The sequence below is a fragment of the Leifsonia sp. NPDC056824 genome (assembly GCF_042789575.1).
Taxonomy (GTDB): Bacteria; Actinomycetota; Actinomycetes; order Actinomycetales; family Microbacteriaceae; genus Leifsonia.
On sequence record NZ_JBHUAV010000002.1, the window covers coordinates 239744 to 253889 of the forward strand.

General features: G+C 71.8%; 7 protein-coding genes. 6 read left to right on the plus strand and 1 reads right to left on the minus strand.

Going from position 1 to position 14146, the window contains the following annotated elements; all coding sequences use genetic code 11:
- Positions 1 to 137: 137 nt before the first annotated feature.
- The 6 genes from ACFRFH_RS10535 to ACFRFH_RS10560 all read left to right on the plus strand — a co-directional run bounded on the left by ACFRFH_RS10535 (position 138) and on the right by ACFRFH_RS10560 (position 12771).
- Positions 138 to 1565, plus strand: a complete 1428-nt coding sequence (locus ACFRFH_RS10535; RefSeq protein WP_382462961.1) for a serine/threonine-protein kinase — start codon at positions 138 to 140, stop codon at positions 1563 to 1565.
- A complete protein-coding gene (locus ACFRFH_RS10540; protein WP_382462962.1) occupies positions 1562 to 7468 on the plus strand; it encodes an Ig-like domain-containing protein in 5907 nt (1968 codons plus the stop codon). The genes ACFRFH_RS10535 and ACFRFH_RS10540 overlap by 4 nt, the downstream gene beginning before the upstream one ends.
- A gap of 71 nt (positions 7469 to 7539) precedes the next feature.
- A complete protein-coding gene (locus tag ACFRFH_RS10545) occupies positions 7540 to 8511 on the plus strand; it encodes an AAA family ATPase (RefSeq protein ID WP_382462963.1) in 972 nt (323 codons plus the stop codon).
- Positions 8508 to 9851 carry a DUF58 domain-containing protein gene (locus ACFRFH_RS10550; RefSeq protein ID WP_382462964.1) on the plus strand — a complete coding sequence of 448 codons (1344 nt, stop codon included), beginning with the start codon at positions 8508 to 8510 and terminating at the stop codon, positions 9849 to 9851. Before ACFRFH_RS10545 ends, ACFRFH_RS10550 begins: the two co-directional genes overlap by 4 nt.
- Complete coding sequence (locus ACFRFH_RS10555; protein WP_382462965.1) at positions 9848 to 12157, plus strand: transglutaminase family protein; 2310 nt, start codon at positions 9848 to 9850, stop codon at positions 12155 to 12157. Before ACFRFH_RS10550 ends, ACFRFH_RS10555 begins: the two co-directional genes overlap by 4 nt.
- Positions 12154 to 12771 (plus strand): zinc-ribbon domain-containing protein, encoded by a 618-nt coding sequence (locus ACFRFH_RS10560; RefSeq protein WP_382462966.1) that lies wholly within the window; start codon positions 12154 to 12156, stop codon positions 12769 to 12771. Before ACFRFH_RS10555 ends, ACFRFH_RS10560 begins: the two co-directional genes overlap by 4 nt.
- A 65-nt stretch (positions 12772 to 12836) precedes the next feature.
- Here the strand turns inward: ACFRFH_RS10560 and ald are convergent, their stop codons facing one another.
- Complete coding sequence (gene ald, locus ACFRFH_RS10565; RefSeq protein ID WP_382462967.1) at positions 12837 to 13952, minus strand: alanine dehydrogenase; 1116 nt, start codon at positions 13950 to 13952, stop codon at positions 12837 to 12839.
- Positions 13953 to 14146 lie beyond the last annotated feature (194 nt).

Genomic DNA, 14146 nt, shown 5'->3' on the forward strand with positions numbered 1-14146 from the left:
AAATGCCCCCCGAGTTGGGGGTAATCGAACTGTCCCCAGAGCGGGTCCCGGCCCCCTGGGGCACTCCGGCGGCTGCCTACAATTGACAAACGCCTTCGCCGACGCGAAGGCGCACGGCCGATGACGGGAGGAGCTGCTTGGCTCGGCGCTTGCCTTCACAGCCGCCGAACCTCCCTGGCTTCTCCTACGTCAGGGTGCTCGGTTCGGGCGGCTTCGCCGACGTGTTCCTCTACGAGCAGAACATGCCGCGCCGGCAGGTCGCGGTCAAGGTGATGCTCGCCGAGGTCGTCACCAGCCAGGTCAAGCAGATGTTCCAGGCCGAGGCCAACCTGATGGCCCAGCTCAGCACGCACCCCAGCATCCTCACGGTGTACCAGGCGAGCGTCTCCGCCGACGGCCGCCCCTACCTGGTGATGGAGCTGTGCTCGTCCGCCATCGGCCAGCGCTACCGGTCCGACCCGCTGCCGGTGCCGGAGGTGCTGAGCATCGGCGTCCGGATCGCGAGCGCGGTCGAGACGGCGCACCGCGCCGGGGTGCTGCACCGCGACATCAAGCCGTCCAACATCCTCACCACGGCCTACGGCCACCCCGTGCTCAGCGACTTCGGCATCGCGGCGACGCTCAGCGAGGCCGACGTGACGGAGGCGATCGGCCTCTCCATCCCGTGGTCGGCGCCGGAGGTGCTGCTGGACGAGACCAGCGGCGCCGTCGCCAGCGAGGTGTGGTCCCTCGGCGCGACGATCTACTCGCTGCTGGCCGGGCGCTCGCCGTTCGAGCTGCCGGGCAAGGAGAACACCTCCGCCGAGCTGATCCAGCGCATCACCAAGGGCCGCCCGCAGCCGATCGGACGCCCGGACGTGCCGCCGCGGCTGGAGCAGCTCCTGATGCGCTCGATGTCGCGCAAGCCCTCCGCGCGGCAGCGCAGCGCGCTGGAGCTGATCCGCGAGCTGCAGTCGGTGGAGGCCGAGCTCGGGCTGCCGCAGACGCCGATCGAGGTCGCGATGGACGACTGGGCGCTGGCCACCGCCGACGACCCGGAGGAGCGGACGCGCGTCAAGGGCGTGCTCGCCGTCGATCCCGGCGCGGCCCGGCGTCGCCGGCGCCGTGCCGCGCCCGCGCCGGCCGGGGCGACCAGGGCGCCCACGATCGTCCGGGAGAGCGCGGGCAGCTCGCCGACGATCCCACCCGCGCCGCCTGCCCGCCTCTCGCGCGCGCTCATCGGCGCCCTGGTCGCCTGCTCCATCCTCGTCGTGCTGCTCGCCGTGACGGCGACGGTGGTTCTGGTGCGGGCGAACGCCTCCGGCGACATCCCGACCGTGCGCGACCTGAGCGGCCGGGTCAGCCAGGGCACCATCGTCTTCACCTGGACCGATCCGGGGCTGGAGACCAGTGACAGCTATCAGGTCACGGTCGACGACCAGCCGCCGAGCAGTCAGCGCGCGACCGAGTTCCGCGTCGACGCGAAGCCCGGGCAGACGGTGTGCGTCACGATCACGGTGAACCGGGACGGCAAGACCGGGTCGCCGAGCGGCCAGAAGTGCGTCCAGAGGACCGACTCGCCATGATCCGCGCCTGGCTCCTGGCCCACAAGTCGATCGCGGCCACCGCCCTGAGCGGGACCGTGGTCGCGGCGGTCGTCGCGACGCTCGCGGTGGTGTCGGGAGGCTACAGCGCCCAGCACCTGCAGCTCAACGACGCGTCGGTGTGGGTGGCCAGCGACGCCAAGAAGGCCCTCGGCCGGGCGAACACCCAGATCGACTCGCTCAACTCGATCGTGCCGGGCACCGGCGAGGCGCTCGACGTCGTCCAGGACGGCCAGAACGTGCTGCTGCTCGACAAGGAGGCCAACACCGCGGCCGTCGTCGACCCGGCGACCGCGCAGGCGGGCAAGTCGGTGGCGCTGCCGCCGCGGTCGCCGCAGGTCGCCGTCGCGGGGAACAACGTCGCGATGCTCTCGCAGACCACGGGGCAGCTCTGGCTGACCTCGGTGTCGCAGCTGGAGCAGTTCAACTCCGGCTCGGCGCCGACGATGGATCTGGGCGGCCGCGCGGTCGGCGCGATGGACCCCTCCGGCGTGCTGTTCGCCTACCAACCGGGCACGCGCAGCATGGTGCGCGTCGACCTCGGCGGCCAGCAGCCGGCCACCTCCTCGGAGAAGGTGCCGTCGCGTGGGACGGGCGCGCACATCCAGCTCACCTCGGCGGGCGGCCAGTGGGCGCTCTTCGACCCGGACGAGAAGACGCTCTGGGTGTCCGGTCACGCGATCGACCTGGCGGCGGCGATCGGTTCGGACTCCAATCCGATCGTCCAGGCGCCGTCGTCCGACGGGAGCGCGGTCTGGATCGCGACCGCCGGCGGCCTGATCCGCGTCCCGCTCGACGGGACGGCGCCCAAGCGGGTGCTCGGCACGGTCTCCGGGGCCCCGGCCGCACCCGTGGTCGTCGGCGGCTGTGCGTACACGGCCTGGAACTCGGGCACGTCCTGGCACACCTGCTCTTCGCCGTCGGCCGGCACGCGCAGCACGCTGAGCCAGGTGCCCTCCGGCGCCGTGCTGGCGTTCCGGGTGAACCGCGACCGGGTGGTCCTCAACGACGCCAGGTCCGGCGTCTCGTGGGCCGTGCAGAGCGGGAACACGCGCATCGACAACTGGGACGACCTGGTCGCCAAGAAGACGACGCAGGAACTGGTTGACCAGTCCAAGCAGGACACCACACCGCAGTACGCCAAGCAGGAGCAGCCGCCGGTCGCGGTGAACGACCAGTTCGGCGCCCGGCCCGGGCGAGTGACCCCGCTGCCGGTACTGCTCAACGACTACGACCCGAACGGCGACGTGCTCGCGATCGACTCGTTCACCGCCATCCCGGCGAGCCAGGGCACGATCGAGCTGACCAACTCCGACCAGCTCCTGCAGATCACCCTCCCGGCGACGGCGAGCGGGTCGATCGGCTTCGACTACACGATCTCGGACGGCCGCGGCGGGACGGCGACCGCGCATGTGACGGTGACGGTCCGCACGCCGGAGGAGAACTCGCCACCGGTCTGCGTGCGGCCGGCCAAGGCCGTGGTGCAGGCCGGCGGCCGGGTCACGACGTCGACGCTCAACGAGTGCTACGACCCCGACGGCGACCCGTTCTTCCTCGCCGGCGCGTCGGTGCCCGCGCCCGACACGGTGACCTTCACGCCGCAGGGCCAGGTCGCCTACTCCGACCACGGTCAGGGCGGCGGCCTCAAGGACATCGCGCTCACGCTCTCCGACGGCCGGGCGGAGGGGACCGGACAGCTCGCCGTCACGGTGCAGCCGCCCGGGCAGGTGCCGATCATCGCCGACCCGTTCGCCGTCGTGGCGTACCAGAGCCAGGAGACGACGGTCCGCCCGCTCGACCACGTCCGCGGCGGCAACGGCGTGGTCCGGCTGAGCACCGTGCCCTCCAAGGCGGACGCGACGATCACCCCGGACTACCAGGGCGGCACCTTCCGGTTCTCGTCGGACCAGGCCGGAACCCACAACATCGAGTACTCGGTCACGGACGGCGTGATCACGACGACCGGCGTGGTGCGCATCGAGGTGAAGGCGCCGCCCGGCGCGAACACGACGCCGATCGCCGTGCCGCACACCGCGTTCATCCGCGAGCAGTCGACGCAGGACGTGGACGTGCTGTCCACCGACATCGACCCCTCCGGCGGCGTCCTGCTGGTCACCGGGGTCACCGACCCGGCCCCGTCGACCGGCGTCAAGGTCCAGATCCTGCAGCAGCGCACCCTCCGGGTCTCGCTGACGCGCCCGCTCGCCGCGCCGGTCGACTTCCACTACCGGCTGAGCAACGGCCTCGCCGACACGGAGGGGACGGTCACCGTCGTCCAGCTCCCGGCGCTGACCGTCCACCAGCCGCCGATCGCCGTCCCGGACTCGGTGGCGGTGCGGGTGAACGACACCGTCGACATCCCGGTGCTCGCCAACGACGTCCAGCCCGACGGCGACAAGCTGACGCTCGACCCGACGCTCGCGACGCCGCTGCCGGCCGGCGCCGGCCTGCTGTTCGCCAGCGGGGACCACCTGCGGTACCTCGCGCCGTCCAAGCCGGGCAACTACGTCGCCGCCTACCGGGTGTACGGCGCGGACGGGCAGTGGGCCACGGCGGAGGTGAACATCGCGGTGCGCGAGCGCGACCTCGCCACCAACAACCCGCCGGTGCCGAAGACCGTGACCGCCCGGGTGCTGGCCGGCGACACCGTGCGCGTCACCGTCCCGCTCTCCGGGATCGACCCGGACGGCGACTCCGTGCAGTTCATCGGGCAGGAGACCAACCCGCAGAAGGGCGCCGTGGTGGCCTCCGGACCGGACTGGATGGACTTCCAGGCCGGCGCGTACGCCGCGGGCACCGACACGTTCACCTACGCGGTCGTCGACGCGCTCGGCGCACGCGCGACCGGGACCGTTCGCATCGGCATCGCGCCCCGGGTCGAGGGTGCGCGCAACCCGGTCGCGGTCGAGGACGACGTCACCACCCGGCCGGGCAGGACGCTCAACGTCCAGGTGCTGGCCAACGACTCCGACCCGGACGGCAGCCCGCTGAGCGTGACGGGGGTGACCTCGCTCGACGGCAAGGCCAAGGCCAAGGTCCAGGGCGACATCGTGGTGGTGACCGCGCCGCAGCAGGAGGGCGCCTACGGATTCCTGTACACGATCCAGAACGAGCGCGGCGGCACCAGCCAGGCGTTCCTGCGGGTCACCGTCGACAAGAACGCGCCGCCCGCGCGGCCGGTGGTGACCGACACCGTGCTCGGGCTCTCCGACATCCTCGGCAGGAACACGGTGGACGTGAACGTGCTCTCCAACGTGTTCTTCGCCGACGGGCCGGTGTCGACGCTGAAGCTCACGATCGTGTCCGGCTACGGAGGCACGGCGACGGTCACGGCGGGCAAGCGCCTGCATGTGACGATCGCCGCCAAGAGCCAGATCATCCCGTTCAAGGTGGCGAACCCGGAGGACGAGTCCGTCGCCGGCTACGGCTTCGTGCGCGTGCCCGGCTACGACGACGCCCTGCCGCAGCTCAAGCGCGGGGCGCCGAAGCTCACGGTCGTCAGCGAGAAGACGCTCACCATCCACCTGAACGACTACATCGTGGCAATCGGCGGCAGGAAGGTGAAGCTGACCGATGCCGCCACCGTGCGGGCGACGCACGCCAACGGCGACGACCTGGTGGTCAACTCCGACACCCTGCAGTACACCTCGACCACCCGGTACTTCGGCCCGGCGAGCATCTCGTTCCAGGTCACCGACGGCAACAGCGCGACGGATCCGAACGGCAACGTGGCGACCATCGTCCTGCCGATCGATGTGACGCCGCGCGAGAACCAGCCGCCGGTGTTCACGGGCGCGCTCATCGACTTCGAGCCGGGCCAGTCCAAGACGGTCGACCTGACGAAGCTGACCAGCTACCCGTACGCGAAGGACCAGAGCGAGCTCCAGTACTCGATCCAGAACCCGCGGCCGGCCGGCGTCTCGCTGTCGCTGTCCGGCCAGAAGCTGACCATCTCGGTGGGCGCCGACGTCCAGAAGGGCAGCTCGCCGTCGATCTCGATCGGGGTCAAGGACGCCGTCAACGCCGGCCAGGCCGGCCGGATCGACCTCAACATCGTGCCGTCGACGCGCCCGCTGGCCAGCCCGCAGCCGGACCGTGTGATCGCCCCGCGCGGGCAGACGACGACCGTCGACGTGCTGGCGAACGACGCCGCGACGAACCCGTTCCCCGGCAAGCCGCTCCGTGTGCTCGCGGTGCGTGGGCTGGGTGGGGCGCTCCCGGACGGCGTCACCATCACGCCGAGCCCGGACAACGCGGTGCTGCAGGTCACGGTGTCGAGCACGGCGGCGCCGCAGGACACGACCCTCCAGTACGAGGTCGCCGACGCGACGAACGACCCCGACCGCTACACCTGGGGGACGGTCACCGTCTCGGTCCAGGACCGGCCCGCGCCGGTCTCCAACGTGCAGATCGGGGCCATCGGCGACCGCAGCCTGACGCTCAGCTGGACGCCCGGCGCGTTCAACAACTCGCCGATCACCGGCTTCCAGGTCACCATGACGAGCGCGGCGACCGGAGCGGTCCTCGGCACCACGCAGTGCACGACCACCGTCTGCGCGATCGCCACCCCGGGCAACGGACCCCAGAACGCCGTCGTGCTCGCCGTGCAGGCCCGCAACGCGCTCGGCCTGTCCGACCCGACCAACTACGTCGAGCCGGTCTGGTCGGACGTCATCCCGAACGCCCCGGCCAACGTGAGCTCGACCCCGCTGAACAACGGACTCCGGATCACCTGGAACCGCCCGGCCGACGCCCCAGGCGCCAGCCCGATCACCTCCTACGTCGTCACCGTCGGCGGCATCACCAACGCCGTCCAGGTCGGGCCGGCCGACAACGGCAGCTACGCGCTGAACGTCACGGACCCGGGGATCGCGAACGGCGCGGCGATCGGGTTCACGGTGGCGAGCCACAACGCCTTCTATCAGAACCGGACGACCTGGAACCAGACCTCCGGGAGCGGTGTGCCCGCCGGCGCGCCCACGCTGACCGGCACGGCCCCGACCGCGACGCCGAACAACGCGGACGGGTCGAGCGCCACGCTGTCGTGGCCCAGCGTCTTCGGCGCCAACGGCAAGGCGATCACCGACTACTACGCCGCAGTGTTCCAGGGCACAGCGCAGCCCCGCTGCACCGTCACCGGAGTGGACAGCGGCAACCCGGTGCTGCAGGTCGACCCCACCTCCGCGTCGTTCATCCACACGCAGGGCGGGAGCGCGACGTTCACCGGCCTGCAGGCCAACCAGACCTACAACTTCGTCGTCTACGCCTACAACGGCCAGGGCTGCACGCCGAGCGCCATCGTCTCGGCGACGCAGCGCCTGCAGCCGGGGTCGGTGCGGGACGTCACGGTCAGCGGCCCGACGCCGAGCAGCGCGACCACCTGGGACTACCAGGCCTCGGTCGACTACCAGACGGGCAGCGGCTCCAGCCCGATCATCGACTACCAGCTCCTCAGCGGCGGCGTGGCGGTCGACAGCGGACAGCTCGCCGGCACAAGCGGTACGGTCGCGGGCGCGCCAGGTCAGCACTACGGGATGCCGCTCACGCTGAGCATCACCCAGATCTGCGAGACCTACCCCGACGGCACCCAGCTCTGCACCGCGCAGAACTTCACCAAGCCGCTGGGCGTCGCGGTCAGCACGGCGATCGGCGGCGCGCGGTTCGACCAGACCACCGGCACGTTCTCCTGGACGGTCTGGCCCACCGGCGCCGGCTACACCCGCGTCACCTACAGCTGCGGCGGCCCGGAGGTCGACATGCCGCCGCTCGGCCAGACCGCGGTCTGCGTCGCGCCGGTCGGAACGGCGAACCCGACGCTCACGGTGAAGGTGTACGCCAACGGCGACACGTACAGCACCCCCTATCCAGCCTCAGGCATGCCATGAGCGACGACCGGCATACTGAGGACGGCCCGCGCGCAGGCGCGGCGCTGCTCACATCCACGAGAGGCGACAGCATGACGATGACCCCCGAGCAGGCCGCCTGGTTCTCGGGCGTGTTCGACCGCCTCGTGCAGAACATCGACCAGGTGCTCCTCGGCAAGTCGCACGTCATCCGCCTCGCCCTGGTCGCGCTGCTGAGCGAGGGTCACCTGCTGCTGGAGGACGTCCCCGGCACCGGCAAGACCTCGCTCGCCCGCGCCATGGCCGAGAGCGTCCGCGGAACGACCAACCGCGTCCAGTTCACCCCCGACCTGCTGCCGGGCGACATCACCGGCGTGAACATCTACGACCAGCGGACGGGCGCGTTCGAGTTCCACCGCGGGCCGGTGTTCGCCAACATCGTGCTGGCCGACGAGATCAACCGCGCGTCGCCGAAGACGCAGTCGGCGCTGCTGGAGGTCATGGAGGAGCAGCAGGTCACCGTCGACGGCGTGCGCCATCCGGTCGGCGAGCCGTTCATGGTGATCGCGACGCAGAACCCGATCGAGCAGGCGGGCACCTACCGGCTGCCGGAGGCCCAGCTCGACCGCTTCCTGATGAAGGCGTCGATCGGCTACCCCGATCACGAGGCCACCCTCCGCATCCTGGAGGGCGCGGAGCGGCGGGCGCACGATATCGTCGTCCCCGAGGTCATCTCGGCCGAGACCGTCACGGAGATGGCGGACCTGGCGCGCGGCGTGCATGTGGACCCGACCATCAACGACTACGTGTCCCGGCTGGTCGACGCCAGCCGCTCGGCCGACGAGATCCGCCTCGGCGTCAGCGTCCGCGGCGCGCTCGCACTCGTCCGCGCCGCCAAGACGCTCGCCGCGGCGTCCGGCCGCTACTACGTGACCCCGGACGACGTGAAGGCCCTGGCCGAGCCGGTGCTCGCGCACCGCCTGGTGCTCGACCCGGAGGCCGAGTTCGAGGGCGTCACGGCCTCGAGCGTCGTCGGCCAGCTCCTCATCGAGGTGCCGCCGCCCAGCGATCGGGCCGCCGTGTGACCAGCACCATCACCCGCACCCAGGTCGAGCTCACCAACGCGCGGGCCCGGATCGTCGGCGAGCGCGACGGCATGCTCGCGGACGCGATCGTGTGGGCGGTCCGCACGGGCTCCGCCGTGGGCCGGGCCGTGGCGTCGGCCGCGCACGCCCTGGGCGCGGTGATCACGCCGCTCGGCTGGTCGATGTTCCTCGTGACGGTGCTCGCGCTGGTGGCCGGCTACGTCCTGGGCTGGACCGAGGCGGTCGTCGCGGGCTGGATGGCCGTCGCGCTGCTGCTGATCGCGTCGCTCTACCTGGTGGGCCGGATCGCGTACGACGTCGGGCTGACCCTGCCGACCAACCGCGTGGTCGTCGGCGACCGGGCGCCGGGGGAGGTCACGGTCCGCAACCCGGTGCGGCGCCGGCTGCCCGGTGTGCGGGTGGAGGTCCCGGTCGGGGCCGGGCTCGCCGAGTTCGCCGCGCCCGCCCTGGCCAGCGGCGAGGAGCACTCGGATGTGTTCGTGGTGCCGACCAGCCGGCGCGGGATCGTGCCCATCGGCCCGGTCCGGACCGTGCGCGCCGACCCGATCGGTCTGCTGCGCCGCGAGATGGTGTGGGCGGAGTCGCTCGACCTGTTCGTGCACCCGCGCACCATCGCCATCCCGAGCATGAGCACGGGCTTCGTCCGCGACCTGGAGGGCGCCCCGACCCGCGACCTGACCCAGTCCGATGTCGCCTTCCACGCGCTGCGCGAGTACATGCCGGGCGACGAGCGGCGCAACATCCACTGGAAGAGCACCGCCAAGACCGGCAGCTACATGGTGCGGCAGTTCGAGGAGACCCGTCGCAGCCACCTCCTGGTCGCGCTCAGCCTGTCGGAGGCCGACTACGCCACCGAGGAGGAGTTCGAGCTGGCCGTCAGCGCCACCGGCTCGCTCGGCGTGCGCGCGATGCTCGACTCCCGCACCGTCTCCGTGGTCGCCAGCGCCGAGACGCCCGACTTCGCCAAGCGCGTGGTGTTCAGCGCCCGGCGGCTGAGCACCGTCGGCCGCGGCCGGCTGCTCGACGACCTGGCCGGGGTGGAGACGGCGGAGTCCGCCTTGCGGCTGCCCGAGCTCGCCCAGGTGGCCAGCGAGGACGCCGCGGGCATCTCCATCGCCTTCCTGCTCTGCGGCTCGTCGGTGACGGCGACGCAGCTCCGCTCGGCGGCGGCGCACTTCCCGCTCGGCGTGGACGTGGTCGCGATCGTCTGCGACGAGGGCGCGGTGCCCAGCCTGCGCCGGGTCGCCGACCTCAGTGTGCTGACCATCGGCTACCTGGAGGACCTCCAGCGCAGCCTCGCGAAACGGCTCGCGACGTGATCGGCCGGCTGCCCTGGCGATCCGCCGCGCTCGATACCGCGTTCGCGCTGGCGGCGGTGGCGCTCGCGGCGTGGTCGTTCTGGCCGGTGTACCAGTCCGGCGCGTTCATCACGATGCTGGTGGTGACGCTGGCGCTCGGCGGCGCGATCGGCGTGCTCGGTGCGACCTTCCGTTGGCCCAGCATCGTCGTGGCCGGCGTCCTCGTCCTGGTCTATCTGGCGACAGGGGTCCAGCTCGCCGTGCCGAGCCTGGCGGCCGGCGGCGGCCTGCTCCCGACCGGGCCCGGCTTCGTCGACCTGGTGCAGGGGACCTGGCTGTCCTGGAAGCAGCTCGTCACCATCTCGGTGCCCGTCGGCTCGTACGAGGCGCTGCTCGTGCCCGCGTTCATCCTGGTGCTGCTGGCGTCGACGATCACGACGAGCACCGCCCTGCGGTCGAAGTTCCCCGAGCTCGCCGGCATCCCGCCCGTCCTGGTGCTGGTCGCCGGGATCGCGTTCGGCTCGGCGGTGACGCCGGCGCCGCTCTGGCAGGTGCTCACCCTGTTCGCGCTCCTGCTGGTGTGGAACATCCGGCTGCGGCTGCGCAGGAGGACGGCAGCGGTGCGCACGCTGCGCGAGCAGAGCGGGCTCACCGTCGAGACCCGGCGTGAGCGCGGCTCGACGGCGGTGCTGACGGCGACAGGCGCGACCGTGATGCTCGCGGTCGCTGCGGCTGCGGGCCTCGGCGCCACGGCGCTGGTGCCGCCGGCCAACGACCGCCAGGTGGTGCGGACCGCGGTCGAGCAGCCCTTCGACCCGCGCGCCTACCCGAGCCCGCTGACCGGGTTCCGGTCGTACTTCGAGCCGGCCGCGGCCTCCGAGCCCATGCTGAGCGTGTCCGGCCTGCCCGCGGACGGGCGCGTCAGGATCGCGACGCTCGACACCTACGACGGCGTGACCTACTCGGTCGGCACCGACGCGGTCTCCAGCGCCTCCGGGTCGTTCGTGCGGCTGCCGTACCGGCTCGACCAGAGCGGCACGAAGGGCGCGTCCACCCAGCTGACGGTGACCGTGCGCGGCTACCGCGGCCCGTGGGTGCCCGGCACCGGGCAGCTGGAGCAGATCCAGTTCTACGGCCCGCACGCCACGAACCTGTCGGGGGCGTACTTCTACAACGACGTGACAGGCACCGGCGCCGTGATGGCCTCCCTCCACGACGGCGACACCTACGTCGCCGACTCGGTGACGCCGCCGAAGCTGAGCGCGGCGCAGCTCGCCAAGGTAGATCCCGGGTCGGACTCGGTGCCCCGCCCCACCGTCATCCCCGACGAGCTGCAGTCGACCGTGCAGAAGTACACCGCGGGCGTCACCGGCGCCGGTCCCAAGCTCGCCGCCGCGCTGAAAGGGCTGCAGACCGACGGCTACCTCTCGCACGGCGTCGGCACGAAGGAGCCGGCGAGCCGCTCCGGTCACGGCGCCGACCGGATCACCGAGTTGCTGACCGATGTGCCGATGCTGGGGGACCAGGAGCAGTACGCCGTCACGGCCGCGCTGATGGCCCGGCAGCTCGGCTTCCCGGCCCGCGTGGTGATGGGGTTCGTGGCGCCGGCCGACGCGCACGGCCCGGTCACGTTCCTCGGCTCGGACGCGTCGGCCTGGATCGAGGTGCAGACCACGACGGGCTGGGTCACGGTCGACCCGACGCCGCCACTGCGCACCGTCCCGCCGAAGCAGCCGCAGCAGCCGACGGAGATCTCCCGTCCGCAGACGAACGTGCAGCCGCCGATCGACGACACGCCCCAGCAGAACGAGGAGCCGCCGAACGCGCAGGTCGACAGCACCAACCCGCCTGCGCCCAACCCGCTGCTGGAGACGCTGCTGGCGATCCTGACGGTCATCGGCTGGACGCTGCTCGTCGTCGCGCTGATCGCCGCGCCCTTCCTGGCGGTGATCGCGGCCAAGTGGCGCAGACGGTCGCTGCGCAGGTCGGCGCCGAGCGCGGCGGAGCGGATCGTCGGCGGCTGGCGCGAGTTCGCCGACGCCGCCGTCGACCACGGCTACGACCCGCCGCCGGCCGCCACGCGCGTGGAGTTCGCCACCACCATCGGCGGCACCAGGGCGTCGGCGCTCGCCCAGGTCGCCGACCGTGCCGTCTTCAGCCCGCTCGCGCCCAGCCGCGAGGAGGCCGACTCGGTCTGGAAGGCGGTGGACGCCCTCCGCGGTCAGCTCGATCGGCGCGACACGCGGTGGAAGCGGTGGCTCGCGGCGGTCTCGCTGCGCTCCCTCGGCTACCGTGGAAGGACGGGAGAGAGGGCGAGCAGGCGATGAGATGCCGGGTGTGCGGGGCGGAGCTGAAGGACGGGACGCTGTTCTGCGGCAACTGCGGAAGCTCGGTGACGGCCTCGCGCGTGCGGCCCCCCGAGATGGCCGACTCCCGGCCCTCCGACACTTCCATCGTCCGGCCGCTCGCCAAGCCGCCTGCAGGGCGCTCGAAGCCCGCGGTCGCCGGGCGGTTCCCCGGTGATGTCGAGCTGGACGAGGACGGCTTGCCGCCGACCGAGGCGATCGACATCGTGCCGCTCGAGAGCGCTCCTCCCGCGCCACCGGCCGCGCGGGTGCGCGTCTACCGGTTGAGCTTCTCGACGGGGGAGTCGGTGGAGGTGCGCGGCAGCGGCCTCGTCGGCCGCCGCCCGATCACACAGCCGGGGGAGCACGTCGACCAGCTCGTCCCGATCTCCGACCCGGCCAGGAGCGTCTCCAAGACCCACCTGGAGTTCGGCCTGGAGGGCGAGGACCTGTGGATCTGCGACCGCTACTCCGGCAACGGCACGGTGGCGCGGATGCTCGGCGGCATCGCGCGGCAATGCGAGGCCGGCCGCCGGTATCGTGTCGAGCGGGGGACCCGCGTCGACATCGGCGACCAATGGTTCGACGTCAGCTGAGCGTCAACGCCGGCTGAACGTCGACGTGGGCCGAGCAGTCTCCCGCCCAGCCCACGTCGTGAGGATCAGACCAGCGCGTCCGCGAGCGGAGCGTCCACGATCCCGTGCGCCTCGGCGACACCGGCGTTGGTGACGCGGCCGTCGTGCACGTTGAGGCCGAGTGCCAGCGACGCGTCGGCGCGCAGGGCGGCCTGCCAGCCGTTGTTCGCGATGGCCCGCGCGTACGGCAGCGTGGCGTTGGTGAGCGCGTACGTGGAGGTGTGCGGCACCGCGCCCGGCATGTTCGCCACGCAGTAGAACAGCGACTGGTGCACCGTGAAGGTGGGGTCGGCGTGCGTGGTCGGGTGCGAGTCGGCGAAGCAGCCGCCCTGGTCGACGGCGATGTCCACGAGCACGCTGCCCGGCTTCATCCGCGAGACCAGCTCGTTGCTGACGAGCTTGGGCGCCTTCGCGCCGGGGACGAGCACCGAGCCGATCACGAGGTCGGACTCCGTGACGGCCTTGTCGATCTCGAAGCTGTTCGATGCGATCGTCTTGATCCGGCCCGCGTAGAGGGCGTCGAGCTCGCGCAGGCGGGCGATGTTCGTGTCGAGCACCGTCACCTCCGCGCCGAGGCCGACCGCGACCGAGGTCGCGTTGGTGCCGGCGACGCCGCCGCCGAGGACGGTGACGACCGCCGGGTGGGTGCCGGGGACGCCGGGGATCAGCAGGCCGGGGCCGCCGTTCGGCTTCAGCATGGTGTTGGCGCCGACGATCGGCGCGAGCCGGCCGGCGACCTCGCTCATCGGGGCGAGCAGCGGCAGGGCCCGGTTCGGGAGCTGCACGGTCTCGTACGCGATGGCGGTGACGCGCGCCTCGACGAGTGCACGGGTGAGCGCCTCGTCGGCCGCGAGGTGCAGGTACGTGAAGAGCACCAGACCCTCGCGGAAGTAGCCGTACTCCGAGGCGATCGGCTCCTTCACCTTGAGGATGAGGTCGCCCGCCGCCCAGGTGGCGGCCGCGTCGGGGAGGATCGTCGCCCCCGCACCGATGTAGAGCTCGTCGGGGATGGACGACCCCACTCCGGCTCCGGTCTCGACGTACACGTCGTGGCCGGCTCCGACCAGGTCGTGGACACCTGCGGGCGTAATCGCCACGCGGAATTCGTTGTTCTTGATCTCGCGGGGGATCGCGACCTTCATGGGGCTCCTCAGCTCCTCACACTTCGACGTGATGGTTCGACTTCACCTTAGCTTTCTTCACGGAGGATTTCGATAGCAATCCGTTCACCATCGTGCTGATTCCGTAAAATCGGCCTCCGATCGGGGCCGATTTCGTCAGTTCGTCTCGGTGCTCATCCGCGCACCGCACGCTGTGTGCGATTTCCCTCGTCTTT